The sequence below is a fragment of the Thiomicrospira cyclica ALM1 genome (genome assembly GCF_000214825.1).
GTDB lineage: Bacteria > Pseudomonadota > Gammaproteobacteria > Thiomicrospirales > Thiomicrospiraceae > Thiomicrospira > Thiomicrospira cyclica.
In genome coordinates this window covers 402,179-426,012 of sequence record NC_015581.1, presented here as the reverse complement: position 1 = coordinate 426,012, position 23,834 = coordinate 402,179, and the positions used below count along the sequence as shown (strand labels likewise).

28 protein-coding genes are annotated in these 23,834 nt (G+C 47.0%); 21 read left to right on the top strand and 7 right to left on the bottom strand.

Features of this window, described 5'->3' with window-relative positions; genetic code table 11:
* Positions 1-111 precede the first annotated feature (111 nt).
* The 4 genes from THICY_RS08575 to folE2 all read left to right on the top strand — a co-directional run bounded on the left by THICY_RS08575 (position 112) and on the right by folE2 (position 4,032).
* Positions 112-510, top strand: coding sequence for a helix-turn-helix domain-containing protein (locus THICY_RS08575; protein ID WP_013834898.1), 399 nt, complete (start codon positions 112-114; stop codon positions 508-510).
* Between the two features lie 83 nt (positions 511-593).
* A complete protein-coding gene (locus tag THICY_RS01750) occupies positions 594-1,943 on the top strand; it encodes an FAD-dependent oxidoreductase (protein ID WP_013834897.1) in 1,350 nt (449 codons plus the stop codon).
* A complete protein-coding gene (locus THICY_RS01745) occupies positions 1,906-3,006 on the top strand; it encodes a CobW family GTP-binding protein (protein ID WP_245534968.1) in 1,101 nt (366 codons plus the stop codon). Before THICY_RS01750 ends, THICY_RS01745 begins: the two co-directional genes overlap by 38 nt.
* A 75-nt stretch (positions 3,007-3,081) precedes the next feature.
* A complete protein-coding gene (folE2, locus tag THICY_RS01740; RefSeq protein ID WP_013834895.1) occupies positions 3,082-4,032 on the top strand; it encodes a GTP cyclohydrolase FolE2 in 951 nt (316 codons plus the stop codon).
* Between the two features lie 138 nt (positions 4,033-4,170).
* Here folE2 and yidD read toward each other — a convergent pair whose 3' ends face one another.
* Positions 4,171-4,467: a membrane protein insertion efficiency factor YidD gene (gene yidD / locus THICY_RS08685; RefSeq protein WP_083816669.1), complete on the bottom strand. Its 297-nt coding sequence runs from the start codon at positions 4,465-4,467 to the stop codon at positions 4,171-4,173.
* A 134-nt stretch (positions 4,468-4,601) separates the two neighbouring features.
* On the opposite strand from yidD, the gene proC reads away from it, so the two are divergent.
* The 8 genes from proC (at position 4,602) to THICY_RS01700 (ending at position 10,578) form a co-directional block, all read left to right on the top strand.
* Complete coding sequence (proC, locus tag THICY_RS01735; RefSeq protein WP_013834893.1) at positions 4,602-5,429, top strand: pyrroline-5-carboxylate reductase; 828 nt, start codon at positions 4,602-4,604, stop codon at positions 5,427-5,429.
* Positions 5,426-5,995 carry a YggT family protein gene (locus THICY_RS01730; protein ID WP_013834892.1) on the top strand — a complete coding sequence of 190 codons (570 nt, stop codon included), beginning with the start codon at positions 5,426-5,428 and terminating at the stop codon, positions 5,993-5,995. Before proC ends, THICY_RS01730 begins: the two co-directional genes overlap by 4 nt.
* 27 nt (positions 5,996-6,022) lie before the next feature.
* The gene (gene metX, locus THICY_RS01725; protein WP_013834891.1) at positions 6,023-7,156 is read left to right on the top strand and encodes a homoserine O-succinyltransferase MetX; all 1,134 of its coding nucleotides are present in this window, start codon (positions 6,023-6,025) and stop codon (positions 7,154-7,156) included.
* The gene (gene metW, locus THICY_RS01720) at positions 7,153-7,764 is read left to right on the top strand and encodes a methionine biosynthesis protein MetW (protein WP_013834890.1); all 612 of its coding nucleotides are present in this window, start codon (positions 7,153-7,155) and stop codon (positions 7,762-7,764) included. The genes metX and metW overlap by 4 nt, the downstream gene beginning before the upstream one ends.
* A gap of 45 nt (positions 7,765-7,809) precedes the next feature.
* A complete protein-coding gene (radC, locus tag THICY_RS01715) occupies positions 7,810-8,487 on the top strand; it encodes a RadC family protein (RefSeq protein ID WP_013834889.1) in 678 nt (225 codons plus the stop codon).
* 150 nt (positions 8,488-8,637) lie between these two features.
* Positions 8,638-8,874 carry a 50S ribosomal protein L28 gene (gene rpmB, locus THICY_RS01710; protein ID WP_006459787.1) on the top strand — a complete coding sequence of 79 codons (237 nt, stop codon included), beginning with the start codon at positions 8,638-8,640 and terminating at the stop codon, positions 8,872-8,874.
* 12 nt (positions 8,875-8,886) lie between these two features.
* Positions 8,887-9,042 (top strand): 50S ribosomal protein L33, encoded by a 156-nt coding sequence (gene rpmG, locus THICY_RS01705; RefSeq protein ID WP_006459786.1) that lies wholly within the window; start codon positions 8,887-8,889, stop codon positions 9,040-9,042.
* A gap of 102 nt (positions 9,043-9,144) precedes the next feature.
* Positions 9,145-10,578 (top strand): bifunctional ADP-dependent NAD(P)H-hydrate dehydratase/NAD(P)H-hydrate epimerase, encoded by a 1,434-nt coding sequence (locus THICY_RS01700; protein ID WP_013834888.1) that lies wholly within the window; start codon positions 9,145-9,147, stop codon positions 10,576-10,578.
* On the opposite strand, the gene THICY_RS01695 is transcribed toward THICY_RS01700, so the two are convergent.
* Genes THICY_RS01695 through THICY_RS01685 form a run of 3 tightly spaced genes read right to left on the bottom strand, consistent with a single transcriptional unit; the run spans position 10,575 to position 14,036 of the window.
* Positions 10,575-11,618, bottom strand: coding sequence for a zinc-binding metallopeptidase family protein (locus THICY_RS01695; protein ID WP_013834887.1), 1,044 nt, complete (start codon positions 11,616-11,618; stop codon positions 10,575-10,577). The genes THICY_RS01700 and THICY_RS01695 overlap by 4 nt on opposite strands.
* Before the next feature lie 35 nt (positions 11,619-11,653).
* Positions 11,654-12,601, bottom strand: a complete 948-nt coding sequence (locus THICY_RS01690; protein WP_245534967.1) for an alpha-E domain-containing protein — start codon at positions 12,599-12,601, stop codon at positions 11,654-11,656.
* Complete coding sequence (locus THICY_RS01685) at positions 12,588-14,036, bottom strand: circularly permuted type 2 ATP-grasp protein (RefSeq protein ID WP_013834885.1); 1,449 nt, start codon at positions 14,034-14,036, stop codon at positions 12,588-12,590. Before THICY_RS01685 ends, THICY_RS01690 begins: the two co-directional genes overlap by 14 nt.
* A gap of 242 nt (positions 14,037-14,278) precedes the next feature.
* Here THICY_RS01685 and gshB point away from each other — a divergent pair, with 242 nt between their 5' ends.
* The 9 genes from gshB (at position 14,279) to THICY_RS01640 (ending at position 21,541) form a co-directional block, all read left to right on the top strand.
* Positions 14,279-15,247: a glutathione synthase gene (gshB, locus tag THICY_RS01680; protein WP_013834884.1), complete on the top strand. Its 969-nt coding sequence runs from the start codon at positions 14,279-14,281 to the stop codon at positions 15,245-15,247.
* The gene (locus THICY_RS01675) at positions 15,225-16,295 is read left to right on the top strand and encodes an FAD:protein FMN transferase (RefSeq protein WP_245534966.1); all 1,071 of its coding nucleotides are present in this window, start codon (positions 15,225-15,227) and stop codon (positions 16,293-16,295) included. Before gshB ends, THICY_RS01675 begins: the two co-directional genes overlap by 23 nt.
* Before the next feature lie 63 nt (positions 16,296-16,358).
* Entirely contained in the window at positions 16,359-16,955 is a 597-nt protein-coding gene (locus tag THICY_RS01670; RefSeq protein ID WP_013834882.1) for a YqgE/AlgH family protein, read from the top strand.
* Complete coding sequence (gene ruvX, locus THICY_RS01665; RefSeq protein ID WP_013834881.1) at positions 16,948-17,418, top strand: Holliday junction resolvase RuvX; 471 nt, start codon at positions 16,948-16,950, stop codon at positions 17,416-17,418. Before THICY_RS01670 ends, ruvX begins: the two co-directional genes overlap by 8 nt.
* Complete coding sequence (pyrR, locus tag THICY_RS01660) at positions 17,415-17,924, top strand: bifunctional pyr operon transcriptional regulator/uracil phosphoribosyltransferase PyrR (RefSeq protein ID WP_013834880.1); 510 nt, start codon at positions 17,415-17,417, stop codon at positions 17,922-17,924. The genes ruvX and pyrR overlap by 4 nt, the downstream gene beginning before the upstream one ends.
* Positions 17,921-18,961, top strand: coding sequence for an aspartate carbamoyltransferase catalytic subunit (locus THICY_RS01655; protein WP_013834879.1), 1,041 nt, complete (start codon positions 17,921-17,923; stop codon positions 18,959-18,961). The genes pyrR and THICY_RS01655 overlap by 4 nt, the downstream gene beginning before the upstream one ends.
* Entirely contained in the window at positions 18,958-20,253 is a 1,296-nt protein-coding gene (locus THICY_RS01650; RefSeq protein WP_013834878.1) for a dihydroorotase, read from the top strand. Before THICY_RS01655 ends, THICY_RS01650 begins: the two co-directional genes overlap by 4 nt.
* Positions 20,254-20,275: 22 nt before the next feature.
* A complete protein-coding gene (locus THICY_RS01645) occupies positions 20,276-20,998 on the top strand; it encodes a hypothetical protein (protein WP_013834877.1) in 723 nt (240 codons plus the stop codon).
* A 228-nt stretch (positions 20,999-21,226) separates the two neighbouring features.
* Positions 21,227-21,541 carry an H-NS histone family protein gene (locus tag THICY_RS01640; protein ID WP_013834876.1) on the top strand — a complete coding sequence of 105 codons (315 nt, stop codon included), beginning with the start codon at positions 21,227-21,229 and terminating at the stop codon, positions 21,539-21,541.
* On the opposite strand, the gene THICY_RS01635 is transcribed toward THICY_RS01640, so the two are convergent.
* Genes THICY_RS01635 through lgt form a run of 3 tightly spaced genes read right to left on the bottom strand, consistent with a single transcriptional unit; the run spans position 21,538 to position 23,710 of the window.
* The gene (locus THICY_RS01635; protein ID WP_013834875.1) at positions 21,538-22,068 is read right to left on the bottom strand and encodes a dihydrofolate reductase; all 531 of its coding nucleotides are present in this window, start codon (positions 22,066-22,068) and stop codon (positions 21,538-21,540) included. The genes THICY_RS01640 and THICY_RS01635 overlap by 4 nt on opposite strands.
* Positions 22,065-22,898, bottom strand: a complete 834-nt coding sequence (locus THICY_RS01630) for a thymidylate synthase (protein ID WP_013834874.1) — start codon at positions 22,896-22,898, stop codon at positions 22,065-22,067. Before THICY_RS01630 ends, THICY_RS01635 begins: the two co-directional genes overlap by 4 nt.
* Complete coding sequence (lgt, locus tag THICY_RS01625; protein WP_013834873.1) at positions 22,895-23,710, bottom strand: prolipoprotein diacylglyceryl transferase; 816 nt, start codon at positions 23,708-23,710, stop codon at positions 22,895-22,897. Before lgt ends, THICY_RS01630 begins: the two co-directional genes overlap by 4 nt.
* Positions 23,711-23,834: the final 124 nt, after the last annotated feature.

Sequence of the window (23,834 nt, the reverse complement as noted above, 5' to 3'; positions counted from 1 at the left end):
CACCCTTACCCACTTAAAGGTGGGTTTTTTATTTTTTACTCATAAGAGAATCTTCAACTTCCAAGAAAAGGATACCAATATAAAAATTTACTGTGCATAGGCGATACTCTAATGGCAAAACCCGCTATCTGTGACATTGATATTACTATTGGCAAACAAATTCAAAGACGAAGACGTGAGCTTGGGTTAAGTGCCGACGATCTTTCTGAATGCATTAGCGTGTCACAACAACAATTCTCTCGATACGAGCGGGCACAAAGCAAAATTACAGCGGCACAACTAAAACGCGTTGCCGACGCGACACAAACAGATATTAGTTGGTTTTTATTGGGTACTGAAAACAGCCAACCCATTCAAGCGATTCAAGCCATTGCCGAAGATAATAGCTATTACCAATCGTTTGAGTCCAATGAGCTACTCAATCGCTTCAACCAACTTTGGCAAACGTTCAATCTTGAACAACAAAGAACCCTCATTCGAATGCTCGATATGTTCAACCAATCTCGTTAACCCGCGACTCAACTGTAAATAGTTTTTGAGAAAACCAAAAATATTCTATAATTAAACATCATTCATTTATCTTGTGAAGTTCCATGAAAAAACGTGTTTTTGACGTGGTCATCGTTGGCGGTGGCATTTCGGGTTGCGCACTCACCTATACGCTTGCGCGCTATTCCAACATCAAATCAATTGCTCTATTAGAAAAATATGGCAATTTAGCGGCGGTTAACTCAAATGCGCGTAGTAACAGCCAAACCCTGCATTGTGGCGACATCGAAACCAACTATGGTTTAGCGAAAGCGGGGCAAGTGAAACGCCAAGCCAATATGCTGGTGCACTACGCCAAGCAGGTTGAAAAAAACGACTTCTTGTTTAAATTTCCCAAAATGATCCTAGCGGTCGGTGATGAGGAATGTGAAAAGCTCGCTAAACGCCATGAAGAATTTGCTGAAACCTTCCCATACATGGAACTTTGGGATGCCGCCAAAATTGCAGAGGTGGAACCCCATGTTGCCTTAGTCAACGGCCAACCTCGTGCTGAAAAAATTCTCGCCTCTGGCTGTACCGATGAATACAGCGCGGTCAACTATGGACTGATTGCAAAATCCTTTATTGCTAGCGCTAGAAAACACGCCGCAGATATTGCCATTCACCTAAGTACCCAAGTACAAAAAATTCAAAAGTTTGACGACCACTATGAAATCACCACCCCACAGGGCACTTTTATGTCCCGTTATGTGGTGGTTTCGGCTGGGGCGCATAGCCTATTACTCGCCAACCAACTGGGTCATGGTCTAGATCTGTCTATTCTGCCTATGGCGGGCAGTTTCTATTACACCCCAAAATTGCTCAATGGCAAGGTTTATACCATTCAAAACGATAAACTTCCGTTTGCCGCTTTACACGGTGATCCAGATCTTATCGAACCTAATAAAACCCGCTTTGGTCCCACCGCACTGATGCTACCCAAACTGGAGCGTTACACCGGCGGCACCTATTGGGAGTTCTGGAAAAGCCTTAAGTTGGATTTCAAAGTCACCAAAGTCTTTTGGGATTTGATGAAAGACAGCGATATTCGCAATTATATTTTCCGTAATTTTGCCTTTGAGATTCCCGGAGTTCGTAAGAAGTTATTTTTAAAAGATGCGCGCAAAATTTTACCCGGCCTGCAACTCGACGACTTACAGTTTGCCGAAGGGGTGGGTGGCTTACGCCCGCAGGTGATTGATAAAACCAGCATGCAATTAAAGTTAGGCGAAGCCAGTATTACTCCTGACGGTGAAAATCTGATTTTTAATATGACGCCATCACCTGGGGCAACCACCTGCTTATACAATGCCTATCGCGATGCGCGCCGTGTCTGTGCCAGCTTAGGTCTCGAACTCAAGCGCGAACAGCTGGTCAATGAATTGCTCGAAGGCCATGATCTTTTCACCGACTAAACCGGCTCAACAAGCTGCTCCAATAACCCTGCCAGTATTAATCTTATCGGGATTACTTGGCAGTGGTAAAACCACACTGCTTCGCCAACTTATTCAAACTAAACAACAAGAGGCACCCACTGAAACCTGGCACATTCTGCTCAATGACTTTGGTGAACTAAATCTTGACGCGCCTCGTTTAGCAACGAGTGGGGTCATTATCACGCCATTGGCTGGTGGCTGTATTTGCTGTACGGCGGAACATCTGTTTGTACAACAACTGCAACAGTTAACAAAACAGACAAATCCAGATCGCCTAATTATTGAACCGAGTGGATTGGCTAATCCAACCGCCATTATTCGTGCTATCCGTCGTTTTAATCAACAACAACTTCATACCACATTTAAAATCATCCAGGTTATTACCCTAGTGGATGCCACGCAGTTTTCTGAATCCTATTACCAGCGGTCTGATTTATTGCGCGATATGCTCAGCCTAGCTGACCACATCATTCTCACCAAAGCCGATCTACTTGCGACTGAGCAAGCGAAGCAACAGCAGGCCTGGTTACAGCAACAGCTAAGCGCAAACAAACCGGTTCACCTAGGTTGGCCTGATTCGTCAGATAACAAGAGTGGCCGTTCCTGGAACCCTTGGCAACCAGCGCGCAAAGCGCCAAGTTTTCACCTGCTTAACGAACCCAACAGCCCACAATTGGGCACGACCAGCGAGCCGGTCAACTCCATCATTCCCGGTATCATTTCAGCCCAGCTTAAAGCTGGTGACATTAGTCTATTAAGCTGGCATGGTCAACCCGAACAACTCTGGTCACGCTCGGCTCTAAAAACCATGATGGCGCAACCGCCAGCAGGCCTGCTTCGTCTTAAAGGCATCTTACGCACTGGTAAGGATTGGCAAGCGGTACAATGGAGCCCCTCTGGAGTCGAATTCAGTGACCAGGCCTGGTATTTAGATAACCGCCTTGAAATTCTGGTCGACTGGCCTTATGAAAACTTTGAACTAATGCGCACGGCTTTTGAACAAAAACTGAGTAAGTGCGTGCAAGTACGTGACCTTATCTAGAAAGCTTGCTACTATTATGAGTCTTTTAACTTTTGCGCTACTATTCTGGTAACGCTGGCAACAGAAGGAAATTGCATGACTAAGCACATGCCCGATATCGCATGCCAACCCCACTCAATTCCACAACCTAAATTAAACTGGGTTGGGATGAGTGGTATTGAACTGCCTATATTAATCAACAGCGCACATTCACCGATTCGCCTTTCATCTAGCACACAGGCCTATGTCAACTTAGTTGACCCTACTAGCAAAGGCATTCATATGTCGCGTTTGTATCTGCTGTTAGATCAACTGGCGACCGAGCAAACCTTAACCCCTGCTCGCGTAAAAACCATTTTGGAAAAATTTGTGTCTTCTCACGAGACCTTAAGTGATCATGCGTTTGTTGAATTCCGCTTTGATTATTATGAGCGTCGCTCCTCATTATTAAGTAGCAATGCGGGTTGGAAACACTATCCTGCCACTTTGCGCGGTGAACTCAATCAAGGTCAATTCCATTGTGAAATTAGTCTTGAAGTTCCTTATTCTTCGACCTGTCCTTGCTCAGCTGCCTTATCACGTCAGCTGATTCAACAAGCATTTGAAACCCAGTTTAAATCGACCGACGCGCTCGACTATGCCGATGTATTGGAATGGCTGGGGACTCCTGAAGGCATCTGTGCCACGCCACACAGCCAACGCTCTTATGCACAAGTCAAATTAGCCATTACGGATCATGATGATTTAGATTTTTCACGCTGGATTAGCTTAATTGAAAGGAGCTTACAGACGCCCGTACAGGCCGCGGTTAAACGCGAAGATGAGCAAGAGTTTGCTCGTCTAAATGCCAGTAACTTGATGTTCTGTGAGGATGCCGCTCGCCGCTTACAAACCACGCTGAATGCGGAACCACATTTGTCAGATTTTTGGGTCAGAGTCAATCACCTGGAAAGTTTACATCCGCATGATGCCGTGGCGATTGTCACCAAGAGTGTTGATGGCGGTTATATCGCTGAGCCAAACCTAATGGGCTTGTTTCACCGCTAAACGCCTGAGTGTTAAACAACTGATAATTCAGCCAGTAAAAACAGGGCTTAAACCCTGTTTTTTTCAAACACATTCAACACAACCCTTCCGCTTCTTCAATAGCTTCAGTGTCGAAAATAGGCAAATCGAAGCCTTTAATTATTCCGTATCCTTACAATCTTCTTGCTTCTTATTTAAAGACGGACATTTTTTTCCCAAATGCACCGGTCCGAGCGAACAACCACACTCAGGCACGGGGTCAATCCCACCAGGGTTGGCTGGATGACAACGACTAATACGTCGTAACGCTAACCAACTACCATAGATAACGCCATGTGTTCTCAGCGCTTCGATTGTATAGTGAGAACAACTGGGGTAAAAACGACAGCGTGGACCTAACAATGGACTAATAAACCATTGATAAAACCTGACCAAACCAATCGCTAACCACAACACAGGATTATATTTTTTTAGCGAGGCCCAAACCCTCTGCAATAGATGATTGTGCAATGCGATGCCTTTTTACAGTGATTTTTGGCATAATGACACTAATTTTTTGAACGCGCAAATATTTTGGAGACTCTGCCAACATGACAACTCGGATTGCATTTTTAGGCGCTGGCAATATGGCAAAAAGCCTAATTGGTGGCTTGCTTGCTAGCGGCCATCCCGCTGATGCCATTATGGTGAGCGACAAACTCGCGACCCAGGCGGCAGACCTACAACTAGCCGGTGTATGTTGGTGTGAATCCAATGACGCCCTTTTAGCGGCCGATCTCATAGTGCTGGCCGTTAAACCCCAACAACTGCAAGCGGCCTGTGAAGCGCTCGCACCTAAACTGCAACAGCAAACCAAACCACCTTTGTTTGTCTCTATTGCCGCAGGGATTACCACCGACACCCTCGCACGCTGGCTTGGTGCCGATTACGCTATTGTCCGAACCATGCCCAACACACCAGCTTTAATTCAAAGCGGCGCAACAGGACTCTTTGCCAATGCGCAGGTAACACCGGCTCAGCATGAGCAAGCGGAGCAGGTATTACGCTCCGCCGGCATCACCCTCTGGGTTAACAAAGAGTCGCAACTGGACGCAGTAACCGCTTTATCAGGCAGTGGTCCAGCTTATTTCTTCCTATTTATGGAAGCTATGGTCAGCGCTGGTAAAGAGCTGGGACTTAACCAAGACACAGCCGAGCTTTTAACGCTACAAACCGCATTGGGTGCGGCTAAAATGGCGTTAGAAAGTGATGTCAATCTAGCCGAACTGCGCGCACGCGTGACCTCACCCAATGGCACCACAGAACGTGCGATTCAATCCTTCCAAACAGCTCAGCTGGAACAAACGGTTGCTAAAGCCATGCAAGCCGCCCACCAACGCGCCCAACAACTTTCGCAAGAACTAGGAGGTCAGGCATGACACCAACAACCCAAGCCGGCTTATTTTTATTACAATTTAGTTTCGGCATTGTCGTTTTTGCCCTGATCCTACGCTTTTTAATGCGCGCTACCTACACTGATTGGCGCAACCCGATTGTGCAATTCATCGGCAAGGTAACCACACCTATATGTGCACCATTTAATTGGACTAACAAACTCGGGGCCCGGTGGGATATCGCCGCGCTGATTGTTGCGGTGTTGCTACAAGCCGCACTGGCGGTGCTGATTGGCTGGATCACAGGACGCAGCTTTAGTGCCGGTTTTATTAGTTTATTTGCGATCAGTGAAGTGCTGAATTTTTTATTTGATCTAGCATTTTGGATCATTATTATCCAAGTGATCCTAAGCTGGCTGGCGCGCAATAACAGCAATCCCAATTTGGATATTTTCCGCCAAATGACCGAGCCGATGCTCACGCCCATTCGCCGTTTTATGCCAGACCTAGGTGGCTTTGACTTATCCCCCATCGTGGCGATTGTCGTGATTAAATTGAGTCAAATTTTAATTGTCGGTACAATTGGTCAATTGGCCACGACCCTGGCCTAAAATCTTGATAATCTTGAGCAACCAGCCATGAATGAGACCGATTACGTAAAGCCACAAACCCTACAGGTCAGCATGCCACTGCAACTGGTCAGTGGCGCTGAACTGCCCAGCTACGACCTAGTTTATGAAACCTATGGCGAACTCAATGCCGATGCCTCGAATGCGGTGCTCATCTGTCATGCGCTCAGCGGTGACCATCATGTCACCGGTTATTATGAGGGGGATACCAAACCAGGCTGGTGGAGTGACTATATCGGGCCTGGCAAACCGGTCGATACTAATGAATTCTTTGTGGTCTGCTCCAATAACCTTGGGGGTTGCCGTGGCTCCAGTGGTCCGGCAAGTCTTAACCCGGCAACTGGCAAAGTCTATGGTCCTGACTTTCCGATTGTAACCTGTCGGGACTGGGTTAACAGCCAAAATACCCTGCGCCAGCACCTTGGTATCGAGCAATGGGCTGCTGTAATTGGTGGCTCGATGGGTGGTATGCAGGTGATGCAATGGGCCATCGACCATCCAGATAAGCTGCGCCATGCGCTAGTTATTGCCGCGGCACCGAAACTAAGCGCGCAGAATATCGCCTTCAACGAAGTCGCGCGGCGTGCCATTATGACTGACCCAGAGTTCAATGGTGGGCGCTTTATTGAAGCCGGCACCACTCCAAAAGGCGGCTTAGCACTTGCCAGAATGTTGGGGCATCTAACCTATTTATCCGATGATATGATGGGCGCTAAGTTTGGACGCGAACTACGCAGTGAAAGCCTCAAATACAGTTTTGATGTCGAGTTTCAGGTTGAAAGCTACCTGCGCTATCAGGGTGAAAAATTTGCCACCAAGCAAAACTTTGATGCGAACACCTACCTGTTGATGACAAAGGCATTAGATTATTTTGACCCGGCGGCCGAGTTTGATAATAATTTGAGCGCCGCTTTTGCTCAAACACAAGCGTCTTTTTTAGTGGTTTCATTTACCTCAGATTGGCGTTTCTCACCCACTCGCTCGCGTGAAATTGTTCGAGCCTTGCTGGACAATGATCGCGCCGTGAGCTATGCCGAAATCGAATCGGAACATGGTCACGATGCGTTTTTATTGCCCAATACCCATTATGAAGGCATTTTTCGAGCCTATATGAACCGTATCAAGCAGGAGTGGCATGCATGAGCTTGAGTCCCGAATTTCAGTCTATTGCAAATTGGATTGAACCCAACACCCATGTTTTAGATTTAGGCTGTGGTGATGGCCAACTACTTCAATACCTCACAGATGAACGCCAAGTGCGCGGGTATGGCATGGAAATAGACCCACTTAAAACGGTACAAGCCATGCACAACGGCCTAAACGTCATTCAAAGCAACTTAAATAGTGCCGATTTAACTGACTACTTTGACCCCAACTCGTTTGACTATGTGATTATGACCCAAGCCTTGCAAGTAGTCAGTCGTCCGGATATTTTGCTCAAAAAAATGTTACGTGTGGGGCGTGAATGTATTGTGACCTTTCCAAACTTTGGTCACTGGCGGATGCGCGCGCAATTACTTTTTAAAGGTCGAATGCCAGAAACCGACACCCTACCCTATCATTGGTACGACACGCCTAACATCCATCTATGCACCTTCAAAGACTTCGAAAAGCTCTGTGCCGAGCTGGGCATTGAAATTGTGGCTCGAAGTGTCGTGAACCGCCATCATCAAACCCACATTTTGATGAAAGCCTGGCCAAACGGTTTAGGTGAAGTCGCTCTTTATAAAATTAAAGCGCGCAATCCTTAATCAAACCTCCTATAATAAGCAAAATTACTTATTATAGGAGGTGCTATGGGCATTAGAGAATGGCATCCTTTCGACCAGCCACGTGAAAAACTCATTGCCTTTGGTGCGGCCAGCTTATCTGATGCCGAACTACTGGCTATCTTTCTACGTGTAGGTGTAAAGGGTAAAAGCGCAGTCGCGCTCGCTCAAGATTTGCTCGATGAATTTGGTGATCTGCACAACCTACTCAAAGCAGAGCAGGATTTGTTTTGTCGTGCCAAAGGACTCGGGCTCGCTAAATATGCGCAATTACGTGCGGTACTCGAAATGTCACGGCGTCACTTTGAAAGCGGACTAAAAAAGGGCGACACCATGAACGCCCCCGAACTGAGCGCGCACTACTTTATGCAACAAATTGGTCACAGCCCACGCGAACAATTTGGCATGATGCTACTCGATCAACAGCACCAAATGATCGCCTTCGATGTCGTATTTTGGGGGACTGTTAACCAAGCTAGCGTTCACCCTCGTGAACTGGTCAAATTGGCCTTGCAACACAATGCCGCAGCAGCGATTATTACCCACAACCATCCATCTGGAAAACCAACACCTAGCCAAGCTGACCGCCAAATCACTCGCACTATTAAAGAGGCCTTAGCGCTAATAGAAGTCCGCCTTCTCGACCATATTATTGTCGGCGATCATGGTCGTTGGCACTCCATGGCACAGGCTGGTGAGATATAAACAAATAACACTTGCAATCCCAGGTCGATTTATGGATAATGCGTCATTCTTGTTTTTGGGTATTTTTTTACCACAATGTAGAATTTTTGAAAGCGCAATTTAGCGCCTTCTAATTTAGTGTAAAATCTTTAAAGATTAGGGGATTGAGAAATGTCTAGAGTTTGCCAAGTCACAGGAAAACGCCCTGCGGTCGGTAATAACGTTTCCCACTCTCACCGTAAAACACGTCGTCGTTTTTTACCAAATTTACAAGCGCACCGTTTTTGGGTTGAGTCTGAAAACCGTTTTGTAAAACTACGCTTAACGCCTGCCGCTATGCGTACTATCGATAAAAACGGCATCGAGTCAGTGCTTGCAGAAATGCGCGCACGTGGTGAGAAGGTTTAATAGGAGACGGTTATGCGCGATAAAATTAAACTAGTTTCTTCAGCGGGTACAGGTTACTTCTACACCACTGATAAAAACAAACGCACCATGGCGGGTAAGTTTGAAATCAAAAAATACGATCCAGTGGTTCGTAAGCACGTCATGTTTAAGGAAGCGAAAATTAAATAATCTTTTATTTAATTTTTTCGTTTAAAAAACCGGCCTAGCGCCGGTTTTTTTATATCTAAAACTATGCTTTAATCAAATCTACCAGCCACCTTGAGAAATACTATGATACCGCTGTTTAGCCCACATCAAACCCATGCGATCGACCAACTGGCTCAAAAACAGCTTGGTGATGATGGCTGGGAGTTAATGAATCTTGCCGCCCAGCAGGCCTGGTCAGTGGCGGAACGTCTTTGGCCTGAATTCAAACGCTGCTATATTTTAGTTGGTCCAGGTAAAAATGGCGGTGATGGTTATCTTTTTGCCCAATGGGCGCATCAAGCTGGTTGGCAGGTAACTTTGTGTCAAATAACTCCACCTAAAGCACGCCTCTCTCAGCGTGCCGCTAAACAGGTCATTGAACAGGGTATTAAGATAGAAAGTTTTTCAGCACAGGCTTTATTAGAAGCCGACCTTGTGGTCGATGCTTTATTTGGGATTGGTTTAAATCGCCCGCTAGGTAAACCCTGGAACCTCATTACTCAAGCGGTTAATTTAGCCGAAAAACCAGTACTAGCACTTGATTGCCCATCAGGCTTAGATTGTTCAACAGGTCAGGCACACCCAGACACGATTACTGCCAGTCACACCGCCGCATTTATTTGCCATAAAATAGGTTACTATCAACTTGATGGTCGCGATGTTTGCGGGCAAGTTCACCTGTGTGATTTAAATCTTGATCCTTCACTCGTTTCTACTTTTCAACCCGAAGCCATCACACCGGACATTGATGACTTTAACCTACCCAAACGTCGCCATAACAGCCATAAAGGCAGCTATGGCACGGCGTTATTAATCGGTGGCGACTATGGCATGATGGGCGCTATTGCCTTAGCAAGCCAGGCCTGCTTACGTGCTGGCGCTGGCTTAGTTAAAGTGATTAGCCGCCCAGAACATCAAATCCCTCTAACCCAAATGCAACCAGAATTAATGGTAAGTCATGACACGGCACTGACTCAACAATTAGCTGATGCCAGCGTAATCGCAATCGGCCCCGGACTCGGTCAAAGCGACTGGGCTTGGCGGCTATTTGAACAGGCCTGCCAAACCCAAAAATCACTGATAATTGACGCTGACGCCTTAAATTGCTTAGCCCAACGGCCTTTCCACTATCACAAATGGGTCTTAACCCCGCACCCCAAAGAAGCGGCGCGACTCCTTAAACAGTCAGTTACCCAAGTTCAGCAAGACCGCATTGCTGCCGTCAAAGCACTGCAGAAACGCTATGGCGGGGTTATTGTGCTTAAGGGCAGTGGCAGTCTAATTTATGATGGCCAAGACCTATTACTCTGCCACTATGGCAATGGTGGCATGGCTAAAGGCGGAATGGGCGATATACTAACTGGTCTAATAACAGGCCTGGTTGCTCAAGGTATTTCGCTATCACTTGCGGCACAAATGGGCGTAACACTCCACGCCTACACCGCTGACCAGCTTGCTAAACGCGACAGTGAATCCCACTACTTACCAAGTGATTTGTTGCAACATTGGCTAATTTAACGGCCACTTTTATCATTGTGACGAGCTTGACTATCCACCAATTCATCAATAAACCTCAGTTTGCTCATCACAATTGGGCTTAACACAAACGGATAAGGATCGGCTAAGCCCATACTACGATTCAACGCATTCATGACTTTAACCACCTTCAACCATTCATTGACCCATAATTCAAAATCATGTCGGTTTTGCACATAATTACTCAAACCATAGACCCGAGCGGTCTCAAGCGTGTCGGTAATATGCAAATAATGGGCCCAAGTTTCCGCCCAGTCTTCAAAAGGATGAGAGCTAGCATAAGCACTAATAAAGCTCACCTCCCAATTACGTTGCGGGCCGTATTGATAATAACTGCGTAAAGCCTGGCCATAATCAAAGCGTTCGTCACCAAACACCCGACGAAACTGAACTAAACTTTCGGACCTAAGCAAACGTTCCCAGTAATAATGCCCTACCTCATGCCTGAAATGCCCCAATAAACTTCGATAGGGTTCATTCATTTGCTCTTTCATGGTGTGCAAAAAGCCCTCATCGGCTTCTGCGGCATTAAGCGTAATCAAACCATGACTGTGTCCTGTTAACACAAACTCTATATCAACATAGGGATTACTGCGCTGATCCTCTAAAAAATCAAACCGTAAACCGTTTACTCTATCTGGCGCACCTCGGACATCCAGTCCTAAACTAATTAAAGTATCAAATAATCGGCGTTTGGCCTCTTCCAAACGGCGCCAGCGCTGAGGGTTTTTCGGTTGATATTGATCTGGAATGATGTTTGTAGTCCGACATGAAATACATTGATGGTGCGGATCATCTTCTGCCAACAACCAATTACAACGCACAGGTTCGTGATGATTATCACAGACTTTAAAACGTTTTTCTGAGCCATTTGGAAGCTCTGCAACAAATACATGTCCATCACGACGACCACAATATAAATGACGCTGCACAGGATCAAAACCCAGCTCCTTGCCACAGGCGATACAATGAGTATCAGCAAAATAAACCTCCTGCCCACAATTACAATAGAATCGCTGCATCCTCGTCCTTTATATTCTTTAAACCTGGCAACTTTTTAAGCCGCGGCTAGTTTATGTAAAAACCAGGCCTGGTAGACCGCATTATTGAGCGACATCAAATGCTTTTGCAACCGATCTAAATAACCATGAAGCTCCTCTGATCCGGCCTCAAAGTTACGCCAATCTTGTAGATATACTCGTAAAGACGCAACTTGCTGCTTTACCACGTCATTATCAGGCAATTGCTGAACCACCTGCTCAATCGTCTGCAAACACTGAGTCACTGAGCGTGGAAACTGACGATCATTCAACAGAAAACGCACCACATCTTCACCATTAATCTGGGTTTGCACATGTTGGCGATACATTAAATAACCACTCACCGAACGTAACACATTTGCCCATAATACATTCTCATGGGCTTGCACCTGCTCAAGATGTTTTTGCTGGCCTAAGAAAAATCCGCCTTCATCCAACAGGCGTGATGTCATATCCGCCCGCTCTAAATTGCGCCCTAGCATTAAAAATGAAAAAGTTTCATTTTGACTTAAAGTGCCTGCAAACATCCCCGTGATCGCTTGGCAGGAGCGTATCACTTCCTCCATTAAATCATTGCGTTTGGCCCTTGAACTCAGGTCACTTTCCCGTGAAGCCAGCAGGAGATGCAGTTGATTAATCATATTCCAAGTTTCTTTCGGCAAAATATCGCGCGTGGTGCGAATATTTTCCCGTGCTGAACGCAGTGATGATAACAATGATGCTGGATTGCGTGCATCACTAATCAACATCGCCATCACATTCTTTTCGGTTTTCGTCCCATAGAGCTCATCAAACAAATCTTCAGCGCTGACCAATTCAATCAAACGATACCAACTAATATCAATCTTTTTAGGTAAGTCGTACATTAAGTTTGAATGCACCAAAATCATCCGCGCGCTGTTCTCCACGCGCTCAATATAACGCGACACCCAATACACGCGCTCTGCGACTCTAGATAACATCATCCACCTCCAAATCCACAATCCAGGTATCTTTACTACCACCACCTTGTGACGAATTGACCACCAACGAACCTTCAACCAAAGCAACACGGGTTAAACCACCTGGTGTTACATAGGTATCCGCACCCTGCAAAATAAAGGGTCTTAAATCAACGTGTCGTTGCGCAATGCCTTTCGATGTTAAGGTTGGTACTACCGAAAGTTGCAAGGTGGGTTGCGCAATATAGTTGCGTGGATCGTTTTTAATTAATTGACGGAAAGCATCACATTGCTCGGCACTGGCATGCGGCCCCACCAACATCCCATATCCGCCCGATTCGTTAGCCGGCTTAACCACTAACTGTTCAATATTCGCCAACACAAAGGATTGATCATCGTCGTTGCGGCATAAGTAGGTGGGCACATTAGGCACCAAGGGTTGCTCGTTTAAATAAAATTCAATCATCGCCGGCACATAGGCATAAACCACCTTATCATCTGCAACACCGCAACCCGGTGCATTGGCAATTGCCACTTTGCCAGCGCGCCAGGACCGCATTAAACCGGGCACACCTAGGGTTGAATCTGGTCGAAAGACCTCGGGGTCTAAAAACTCATCATCAATACGACGATAAATCACATCAACGCGTTTTAATCCTTCAATATTGCGCATGTAGACATAGTCGTCATCACCAACCACCAAATCGCCGCCTTCCACTAATTCCGCACCCATTTCATGCGCCAGGAAGGCGTGTTCGTAATAGGCCGCATTGAAAATACCCGGCGTCAGCACGACTACCTCGGCCAGCACCGAATCATTAGGGTTTAGTGAATTGAGCATTGACAACAATTTATTGGGATAATCGCCGACCGGTGCAATCATGCTGTGCTCAAATAACTCAGGAAGCACCTGCTTCATGACCGCTCGATTTTCGAGCATATAAGATACGCCGGATGGCACGCGCAAATTATCTTCTAGCACATAAAACTGCCCTTTCGCGTCTCGGACCAAATCACTGCCACAAATATTAGACCAAGCGCCATGCTTAGGACGCATACCAACGCACTCTGGTCTAAAGTTACGTGAACTGAGCACAATATCGGCAGGCACAATACCCGCTTTAAAAATTTTTTGCTCGTTGTACACATCATCAATAAAACAATTAAGCGCGCGTAATCGTTGTTGCAGGCCTGCTGCCACCGAAGCCCACTCGCTGGCTCCGATAACCCGCGGCCAAATATCAAAGGGCCAAGCACGATCAATATTGCCTTCATCACTATAAACCGTAAAGGACACACCCATTTTCGCAATGGTGGCATCCGCCAAAGCTTGCAAGCCTTGTAATTGCTGAGTGGTTAGTGCGTTGAGATTTTTAACCAAATCGGCAGAACCGGCACGAGGCTCGGTTTCTGATAGCATAGACTCATCATAAAAGGCGGGGTTATAAGCCGACAGCATCTTTACATCCTCATGTTTGTTATATTTAACAAAATTTAAACACATTAAATGCCATACTTATATATAAATATAAAAAACATATAATTAGATAAAAAAATCGAGACTTGATCAAAAAACAAACACCAAAATAATCCTAACCGCACCAAATTAAAGCATTAAAAGCCCATCCCTTCCATTCCGTAGTTACCCTATAATAGATTGATTGATACTAACGCGATAAACTTCTGCGAAAAGGATAACAGATGGCACTAAAGCTCGGGATCGTCATGGATCCGATCGAACAGATCAAACCCTATAAAGACAGCTCATTTGCGATGCTACTGGCCGCACAAGCGCGTGGCTACGAGCTGTTTTATATGAACCCGAACGACCTTTACCTAACGCAAGGCACCGCACAAGCGCAGATGCAATTGATTAAGGTCTGGGAAACCCCTGATGACCCCAATTATTTTGCACTCGCCAATAAACAGCAGCGCCCACTGGCCGACTTAGATATTATTTTGATTCGCCAAGATCCACCTTTTAACCAAGACTATCTCTATTGCACCCAAATTCTGGAAATGGCCGAACGCCAAGGCGTACTGGTGGTCAACAAACCGCAAAGTCTGCGTGATGCCAATGAAAAACTGTTTGCGACCTGGTTTAGTGATTGCATGACCGACACCCTGGTTAGCGCCAAAGCCGAACAACTGAAAGCCTTTGTTGACGCGCATAAAGACACTATTTTTAAACCACTGGATGCGATGGGTGGTGCTTCGATTTTTCGGGTTAAACAGGGCGATCCTAATCTGAATGTGATTATCGAAAACCTCACTGACCATGGGCGGCATTTAATCATGGTTCAAAGGTTTTTACCCGCAATTGCCCAAGGCGATAAACGCATCTTGTTAATTGATGGCGAACCGGTGCCCTATGCCCTAGCACGCATCCCTTTGGCGGGCGAAAATCGTGGCAACCTAGCCGCCGGTGGGTGCGGTGTTGGTCAACCGCTCAGTGTCCGTGATAAAGCGCTGTGCGCGCGTATTGCCCCTACCCTCAAAGCCAGAGGTTTGTGGTTTGTCGGGCTGGATGTGATTGGCGATTATATTACTGAAATCAATGTGACCAGCCCCACCTGTATTCGAGAACTGGATGCGCACTTCGGACTCAATATAGCCGATCAACTGATGCGGCGCCTAGAGCTGGCGGTTGAAGAACAATCACGCGATTAAACTCATGCCGCTAACCACTCGATTAACCCCTTATCTAACTAAGCACAGACTGGTCGGCTTGTTACTAGCAGGCCTGCTTATGTTATCAGCTTGCCAACAACCCAACCCGAGCATTCAGCAAACCTTCTATGTATTTGGCACCGAAGTGACGGTGCATATTTATGACACGCCAGCACCACAAGCCCAAGCGGCGATTCATGCGATTGAACAACATTTTTTAACCATGCATCAGGCCTGGCATGCCTGGGAACCCCACGGCTGGGTGTATCAAATTAACCAAGCAATTGCTCACGACCAAGCCATTGCAATACCCGCCGACATTCAAACCTTTATCCAACAAACTCAGCAACTCAGCGCCCGCACCCAGTATCTTTTTGACCCTGGTATTGGCGGTTTAATCGCGCTGTGGGGCTTTCATGGTCGTGACTGGCAAGGGCCACCACCCAGTCAGACCGAGCGCCAGGCCTGGTTAGACCAGCGCCCCTCGATTGCCGACCTCTATTTTCACGAGCAACAACTGCACAGCCACAACAACCAAGTTCGCCTTGACTTTGGTGGCAACTTAAAAGGACTCGCCGTTCAGCAGGCCTGGTCAATTTTAGAAGAACACCAAATACCAAGCGCCCTTATTAATCTCGGTGGTGATATTGGCAGTTTTAGCCTCAACGAAACCGACACCCAGTTCTGGACCATTCAGGTCCGCAATCCTAAACAGCCCAATCAAGCTATTGCGAGTTTAACCCTACCGCCCAATTTAGCGCTTTTCACCTCTGGCACCTATCAACGCTATTTTGAGTGGGATGACCAACGCTTTAGCCACTTGCTTAACCCTAACACGGCTGAGCCTGCAAACAGCTTCGCATCGGCGAGTGTTTGGCACCCAGACCCAGTTATAGCTGACAGCCTCGCTACAGCACTCGTGATTGCAGGACCCACCGGTTGGCAAGCATTAGTTAACGAATTTGCACTGACCCACTACTTACTAATTGACCAACAAAATCAATTAATCATTAGTCCAGCTTTAACATCAGCATTACGCCAACACTAGCGAAACCTGTTAAAATAAATTTAAATTTCTAGCGCCGAATAAGCCGCATACGAGGCCAAACACTTGCAGTCCCAAATTGACACGCTACAAAGCTATCAACACCAAATTCTAATTGCCAACCCAAGCTTGGATAACAGCTGGTTCGAAAAAGCCGTTATCTATATCGCTGAAGACAACGAACAACAAACGACCGGATTAGTCCTAAATAAACCACATGAGTTTCAGATTAAAAACTTACTGGACTATTTCAACTTTAAACCCAGTGCGCCGAGCGACTATCTAGCCGCTCGCCCCGAACTCAATGATTACGTGCGCCTAGGCGGACCTGCGGATAAAGAGCATGGCTTTATATTGCATCGCCATGATAATGAATGGCCCAATAGCATTGCGCTTGATGACGGTTTAATTCTCAGCACCTCAGAAGCGTTCTTAAAAGCCATTGCAGAGAATGAGGCTGAGCACCCGTACCTAGTGTTTTTAGGCGTTTCCAGCTGGCACCCAGGGCAACTTACCGAAGAAATTCAACGCAACTCCTGGCTAACCTGCCCCTATGACCCCGCAATAGTGTTTGATGTACCCTTCGAAGATCATTGGCAACTTGCTCTCGCTTCGCTTGGAATCGACCCCGCTTTTTTAAGCAGCGAGGCCGGCCATGCTTAACCTGCATGCGTTAGCCCATGGGCGCACGAAAGCCGAATTAAGCGGAAGTATTCTAGGCTTTGACTACGGTTTGGCTCGGATCGGGGTTGCGGTCGGTCAAACCATTAGTGATACCGCCTCACCCTTATGTGTACTCCGTAATCAAGACGGTCAAGTCGACTGGAAAGACATCTCTTTGCTTATCCAAGAATGGCAACCGGTCGGTCTCGTGGTTGGTCTGCCCCTGCGATTAAATGGCGACGAACAAGCCTTTACTCAAAATGCCCGCAAGTTCGCACAACGCCTTGGTGGGCGCTATAATTTACCGGTGTTTTTAATCGAAGAACAACTCAGCTCAATTGCGGCGGAGCAGCGCCTTCAAGTTACCGATAAAACGGCAAAGAAAAGCCGCAATAATCGTGATATGCTGCTTGATGCACATGCCGCCCAAATTTTACTATCCAACTGGCTGGAGACTGCATGAGTACGCCCCACCTTGATTTAGATAACCTATTAGACCAACTTGCTCAGGCCATTCAGCAAGCGCCTTTTTTTGATCCTAGGATTAAAATGATTGGACTGCGTACCGGCGGCGAATATATTGCCCAAGCCCTAGCAAAACGTTTACAACTTAACGAGACAATTGGCGTTTTAGATAGCAGTTTTTATCGCGATGACTTCGCCACCAGCGGTATAAGCGCGCAGGTACAACCGTCCAATATTCCCTGGGATGTGGCCGATGAAACGATTCTACTGGTTGACGATGTCATTCATACCGGCCGTACAATCCGCGCCGCCATGAATGAAATCTTCGACTATGGACGCCCCGCACGAATTATTTTAGTTTGTCTAATTGATCGCCAAGGCACGCGCGAACTCCCGATTCAACCGGATTTTTATGCCTATGCCACCGCCGCGGCACACCGCTTCAAACTCCATGGCCCCGTGCCTCTCAGCCTAAGCATCGAATCTTTGGAGGACACGCAATGAGCCCACGTCTTAATGCTCCCAATTTGCAGCTCAATGAACTGGGAAAGCTCAAACACTTTCTGAGTCTGGATGGTTTAAAACAGCAGCACCTAAATGAAATCCTCGATTTGGCGGAATCCTTTATTAACCCGCAGACTAACGAAATCAAGAAGGTCCCGCTATTGCGCGGCAAAACGATCATGAATCTGTTCTTTGAACCGAGCACACGGACGCGCACTACCTTTGAAATCGCCGAAAAACGCCTGTCAGCAGATGTCATGAACCTCAATATCAGTGCTTCAGCCACCAAAAAAGGCGAATCACTGCTCGATACCCTGTGGAATCTCGAGGCCATGCAAGCCGATATGTTCGTAGTACGCCATGCTGAGAGCGGGGCCGCTCACTTTTTTGCCGAGCATGTCGCTCCTCATGTACACGTACTTAATGCCGGAGATGGTCAACACGCGCACCCCACTCAAGCGATGCTAGATATGTTTACAATTCGCAAACTCAAAGGCGATATTTTTGATCTCAAGGTGGCGATTGTGGGCGATATTTTGCACTCCCGAGTCGCACGTTCACAAATCCAAGCCCTTAGTTTATTGGAAGCTCGTGAAATTCGCGTTATCGGCCCTAAAACACTGATTCCGCCCTATCCTGAAAGCCTGGGGGTTCAGGTTTATCACGATATGAAACAAGGCTTAGACGATGTTGATGTGGTGATTATGCTGCGCTTGCAAAATGAACGGATGCAAAGCGCCTTACTACCTAGTGCCGATGAGTATTTTAAAACTTATGGTTTAACCGAAGAACGTCTTAGCTATGCCAAACCAAATGCCATTGTGATGCATCCGGGTCCGATTAATCGTGGCGTCGAAATTGACTCGGCGGTCTCCGATGGTTCCCAGTCGGTGATATTACAACAAGTCACCTACGGCATTGCCGTGCGCATGGCGGTGATGGCGATTATTATGAGCAACGCCGCGCAACTGCAACAGCTTAAACACGAACAAGCGCAACAGATTGATGACCCAACCAGCACGGAGGTCAACTCATGAAAATAATTATTCAACAAGGGCGTATCATTGACCCCTCGCAACAGCTCGATCAAGTGACTAACATCTATATTAGCCACGGGCACATTGTCGCAGTTGGCGACCAAATACCGACTGGTTTTGAACCCAGTGACGAAGTCGAAATCCTCGATGCACAAGGCTTGTGGGTACTACCAGGCCTGGTGGATTTGCAAGCCCGACTTGGTGAGCCCGGTAAACATTTAGCCGGTACTATCGCCAGTGAAACCAAAGCGGCGGTCTCTGGCGGTATTACAACCTTATGCTGCCCACCCGACACGCAGCCGGTAACGGATACGCAAGCCGTCACTGAACTCATTCAACGTCGAGCACGTCAAGCCGCAACGGCATTTGTGCTACCACTCGGCGCACTCACCAAAGATCTAGCCGGTGAACAACTCAGCAATATGAACTCGCTCAAAGCGGGTGGATGCGTCGCTCTTAGCCAAGCCAATCAACCGATTCAAAACCCATTAGTACTCAAAAATGCCCTCAACTATGCCGCGTCACAAGATTTACTGGTGATGCTGCGCTGTGAGAATCAGCAACTTAAAAATCATGGTGTTGCTCACTCCGGTGCGGTCAGCACTCGACTAGGCCTCAACCCTATTCCGCGATCGGCGGAAACCATTGCGCTGGCGCGTGATTTGATTTTGGTGGCTGAAAGTGGCGTCCGTGCGCACTTTTCACAAGTGTCCTGCGCCGAATCTGTCAAGATGATTGCCCAAGCGAAAACGCAAGGCCTAGCGGTTACCTGTGATGTCGCGGCCCACCAACTGCATCTCACTGAAATGGATCTGCTCGAATTTAATAGCCTCTTTCATGTCAGTCCGCCGTTGCGAAGTCAAGACGACCAATTGGCCTTAATCGCTGGGGTGGCCGATGGCACGATTGATGCCATTGTCAGTGACCATACCCCGCTCAACAAAGATCATAAGCTGCTCCCCTTTGGTGAAAGCACACCCGGGATTAGCGCGCTGGAAACGCTATTACCGCTCACCTTAAAGCTGGTATCACAAGGCCAGCTCAGCCTGGAACGCGCCATTAGCGCACTGACTTGGCAACCCGCCAACATTATTAATGTGATGGCGGGGCGTTTAAGCAGCGGCTACAGTGCCGATCTTTGTCTGGTCGATCCAGAAGCCTTTTGGGCGTTTGATCCGGCACAACTGATTTCAGCGGGTAAAAATTCACCCTTTGCGGGCTGGCGTTTTGAATCCGAGGTGGTTACCACGCTGTTTCAAGGTCGTACGGTTTATCAAAACCGTGCCGTGTAAACAGCTAATCGATTAGCACGTCATGAAGGATCGTCAGCTCAAACTCATCAGCTGCAACCCACAGCCAAACCAGGCCTGGTTATGGCAAACGGAGCACACCAGCGCAGTCGCATTTGGTACTGAGCTGCGTGTTGAGGATAGACTCAATAACCAGACCATAACCGCTAAGGCTTGGCACGTCCAAGCCCATTCCACAAACGCCCATCAAGTGCAATGGCTCAGTAACCAGGCCTGGCCAACCGACTGGCAAGCCGGCGATTACTTGCAGGTAGCGCTTTATCAACATCAACTTCGCCCAGCAACGGTCACCGATTGGCCCAATCAACCGCAAATTTGGCTGGCAGATCGTCATAGCCTAGCTTGGGTGTTGGCCGCCGCCAAAGAGCGCCAACAGGCAAAACAAGCAGGCCTGCCGGTCGCGCCGATGATCGCACTGCTCAAACATGATCCCTTGCTACCGGTACAACTGAAACCAGCGCGGTTTTTACTCGATTTAACCGGCTCCGCATTGGGCGCTGTGGCACTGTTAGAAGATTGGGGTGTGGTTAATCGCGTGGCGCACCCAGCTGGGCTGCCCGGTTGCTATGAAGGGGAATTAGCCGACCTGTTGGCGGATCTGCTTAATCAGCTGCCCGCTGATCAGCAGGCCTGGTATGTGATGGGACAATTAAGCTCAATAGATCAGCAGGCCTGCTTAAAGGTAGCGGATGCCTTTCAAGTTGTAACTCATTTCTCTCCAGCCTAATCGAAAGTCATCTATTTACACTTCCGAATACGAATCTCAGTAAAACCATTCTAATAATTTTCCAGCAACCTACGTTAAAAAACCCTGCTATTAAATGCCATTATTTTTAAAATCAATTCATTTAAATATCCTTCCTAAATCGCGATTTGATTATTTACGCCTAAATAGAGTATTATTTTGATGGTTATTTTAAATTATTTTTTATTAAATTATAAAAAGGACAGCTAAATGAACTTAGAAAACATGAGTGTTGAAGAGTTAATTAATCTTGAAAAACAAATACAAAAAACAATCGAACAGAAACAACAAGCCGAAAAGAAACAACTAATTGATGAGTTTAAAGCGCGAGCGGCAAGCTTGGGATTATCGATTGATTTAGTGGTTAATAACGAAAAACCCGCCAAAAAAACCGGGGCTAAAGTCGCACCTAAATATAGACACCCTTCCAATCCGAGTTTAACTTGGACCGGTCGTGGTCGGACACCAAAATGGATTGAAGAACAAATCAGTGCCGGCCGCAGTTTAGCGTCACTTGAGATTTAAAGCGCACGTTTATTCACGTTTTTATTAAGATTTTGATATTCAACGAAATCAAACGTAAACTTATGCTGTGCATCCGCAGGATGATGCTGGCGTGATACTTCGCGCCAGGCCTGCGGATCTATAACTGGGAAAAATGCATCGCCCTGCGGCGTAGCATCCACTTCGGTAATTAATAAGCGATCGACCTTATTCACCCATTGCGTGTAGATTTGTGCGCCGCCCATAATCACCACCTCGTCGGCATCACTCACCGCCGAAATTGCAGATTCAACCGAATCAAACACTTGAATCCCTTCAGCACTAAAATCCTTATTACGACTCACCACCAAATTTGGCCGATTCGGCAACGGACGAGCACCCAGTGATTCAAATGTTTTACGCCCCATAATCACCGGCTTATTTAAAGTTTGTGCTTTAAAGTATTTTAAATCGTCCGGTAAATGCCACGGCATTTGATTATCTTTACCAATCATGCGATTTTTTGCCATCGCAACAATCATCATTAATTTGGGTTGTTTGATACTCATACCGAAACCTGCGCTTTAATATGCGGATGTGATTGATAGTTGACGATTTCAAAATCATCAAACTGATAATCAAAAATGGAATCAGGTTTGCGCTTAATAACCAGGCCTGGTAATGGTAAAGGCTCACGGGTTAATTGCAATTTAGCCTGCTCAATCGTGTTGTTATATAAATGCACATCGCCGCCAGTCCAAACAAACTCGCCGACCTCGTAACCGGTTTGCTGCGCAATCATGTGCACTAATAACGCATAACTGGCAATATTAAACGGCACCCCTAAAAAGGTATCGGCACTGCGTTGATAAAGCTGACAAGATAAACGGCCATTGGCAACATAAAATTGGAAAAACGCATGGCAGGTTGCCAACGCCATTTTGCTGTTTTCAACATTTGCTTGCGGGCTAATGGACTCGTCCGGCAAGTCGGCCGGGTTCCACGCGGTGACAATCATCCGACGACTATTCGGATTGGTTTTCAAGGTGTCAATCACTTGCTGAATCTGATTAATCACTTCGCCATTCGGGCTTTGCCAGGCAACCCATTGCTTGCCATACAGCGGGCCTAAATCGCCCGACTCGGTCGCCCATTCATCCCAAATGCGAACTTGGTTGTCTTTAAGGTATTGAATATTGGTATCGCCTGATAAAAACCACAACAATTCATGAATAATCGAACGGATATGCAATTTTTTGGTGGTCACCAATGGGAAGCCCTGCTGTAAATCAAAGCGCATTTGATAACCAAACACCGACAGGGTGCCGGTACCGGTTCGATCCCCCTTATGCACCCCGTGATCAATAATGTGCTGCAATAAATCTAAATATTGTTTCATCTGTTTTTTACTCCATTAACCAAGCCTGGTTGTTGACGGTACGCCCAAACCATTAACACCACGCCAATCACAATCATCGGCAAGGACAAAATCATACCCATGGTGAGCCAGTCACCGGCGAGATAGCCGATGTGGGCATCCGGGGCACGGAAGAATTCGGCGATAATGCGGAACACTCCGTAAAGTGCTAAGAACAAACCCGCCACCGAACCGGCTGGACGCGGCTTAGACGAGTACCACCAGAGCAACGCAAATAATACCAAGCCCTCTAAAAGCGCCTGCAACAGTTGGCTTGGATATTTCTGCACCATGGTATTCAACATCGGGTCATAGACCCACATCCCAAGTGGCGACTCGGTGATTTTGCCCCAGAGTTCACCATTAATATAGTTACCAATTCGGCCCAAACCTAAACCAATCGTCACTAAAGGTGCGACAAAATCAGCCACTGAGAGAATCGACAGCCCTTGTTTGCGGGCAAACAACCACATCGCTAGGGTAACGCCTAATAAGCCGCCATGAAACGACATACCGCCCTGCCAGACCATAAACAACGACAGCGGATTGGCCACCAGGCCTGCAAAGTCGTAAAACAACGCATAGCCGATCCGACCACCAAGCACCACGCCCAAGGCCGAATAAAACAGTAGGTCGCCAACCTTGTCTTTATCCCAGATCGGCGAAGATTTCGCGCGATACAGTCCGAGCAACCAAGCGGCACCAAACCCCAGTACATACATCAGTCCGTACCAGTGAATGGCAATAGGCCCTAATGCCAAGGCAACCGGATCAATTTCTGGGTAGCTCCACATTTGCAGCCTCTTGGATAAAAAATAATTAAAGTATACTAGTTTAAACCAATGACCTTGCAGCGACAATCAGATATAAGGCAAACCCAAAGGGCATACTATAAAACATAGTTTAATCGCACTGTCA

Excerpts from the sequence above, each read along its gene's own strand:
- proC (WP_013834893.1), top strand. The coding sequence starts at position 4,602 with ATGACAACTCGGATTGCATTTTTAGGCGCTGGCAATATGGCAAAAAGC.
- lgt (WP_013834873.1), bottom strand. The coding sequence starts at position 23,710 with ATGTGGAGCTACCCAGAAATTGATCCGGTTGCCTTGGCATTAGGGCCT.
- radC (WP_013834889.1), top strand. The coding sequence starts at position 7,810 with ATGGGCATTAGAGAATGGCATCCTTTCGACCAGCCACGTGAAAAACTC.
- THICY_RS01635 (WP_013834875.1), bottom strand. The coding sequence starts at position 22,068 with ATGAGTATCAAACAACCCAAATTAATGATGATTGTTGCGATGGCAAAA.
- metW (WP_013834890.1), top strand. The coding sequence starts at position 7,153 with ATGAGCTTGAGTCCCGAATTTCAGTCTATTGCAAATTGGATTGAACCC.
- THICY_RS01630 (WP_013834874.1), bottom strand. The coding sequence starts at position 22,898 with ATGAAACAATATTTAGATTTATTGCAGCACATTATTGATCACGGGGTG.
- THICY_RS01730 (WP_013834892.1), top strand. The coding sequence starts at position 5,426 with ATGACACCAACAACCCAAGCCGGCTTATTTTTATTACAATTTAGTTTC.
- THICY_RS01645 (WP_013834877.1), top strand. The coding sequence starts at position 20,276 with ATGAAGGATCGTCAGCTCAAACTCATCAGCTGCAACCCACAGCCAAAC.
- THICY_RS08575 (WP_013834898.1), top strand. The coding sequence starts at position 112 with ATGGCAAAACCCGCTATCTGTGACATTGATATTACTATTGGCAAACAA.
- THICY_RS01695 (WP_013834887.1), bottom strand. The coding sequence starts at position 11,618 with ATGCAGCGATTCTATTGTAATTGTGGGCAGGAGGTTTATTTTGCTGAT.
- THICY_RS01745 (WP_245534968.1), top strand. The coding sequence starts at position 1,906 with ATGAATTGCTCGAAGGCCATGATCTTTTCACCGACTAAACCGGCTCAA.
- pyrR (WP_013834880.1), top strand. The coding sequence starts at position 17,415 with ATGAGTACGCCCCACCTTGATTTAGATAACCTATTAGACCAACTTGCT.
- THICY_RS01650 (WP_013834878.1), top strand. The coding sequence starts at position 18,958 with ATGAAAATAATTATTCAACAAGGGCGTATCATTGACCCCTCGCAACAG.
- metX (WP_013834891.1), top strand. The coding sequence starts at position 6,023 with ATGAATGAGACCGATTACGTAAAGCCACAAACCCTACAGGTCAGCATG.
- THICY_RS01700 (WP_013834888.1), top strand. The coding sequence starts at position 9,145 with ATGATACCGCTGTTTAGCCCACATCAAACCCATGCGATCGACCAACTG.
- ruvX (WP_013834881.1), top strand. The coding sequence starts at position 16,948 with ATGCTTAACCTGCATGCGTTAGCCCATGGGCGCACGAAAGCCGAATTA.
- gshB (WP_013834884.1), top strand. The coding sequence starts at position 14,279 with ATGGCACTAAAGCTCGGGATCGTCATGGATCCGATCGAACAGATCAAA.
- THICY_RS01690 (WP_245534967.1), bottom strand. The coding sequence starts at position 12,601 with ATGATGTTATCTAGAGTCGCAGAGCGCGTGTATTGGGTGTCGCGTTAT.
- THICY_RS01750 (WP_013834897.1), top strand. The coding sequence starts at position 594 with ATGAAAAAACGTGTTTTTGACGTGGTCATCGTTGGCGGTGGCATTTCG.
- rpmG (WP_006459786.1), top strand. The coding sequence starts at position 8,887 with ATGCGCGATAAAATTAAACTAGTTTCTTCAGCGGGTACAGGTTACTTC.
- folE2 (WP_013834895.1), top strand. The coding sequence starts at position 3,082 with ATGACTAAGCACATGCCCGATATCGCATGCCAACCCCACTCAATTCCA.
- THICY_RS01640 (WP_013834876.1), top strand. The coding sequence starts at position 21,227 with ATGAACTTAGAAAACATGAGTGTTGAAGAGTTAATTAATCTTGAAAAA.
- rpmB (WP_006459787.1), top strand. The coding sequence starts at position 8,638 with ATGTCTAGAGTTTGCCAAGTCACAGGAAAACGCCCTGCGGTCGGTAAT.
- THICY_RS01685 (WP_013834885.1), bottom strand. The coding sequence starts at position 14,036 with ATGCTGTCGGCTTATAACCCCGCCTTTTATGATGAGTCTATGCTATCA.
- THICY_RS01655 (WP_013834879.1), top strand. The coding sequence starts at position 17,921 with ATGAGCCCACGTCTTAATGCTCCCAATTTGCAGCTCAATGAACTGGGA.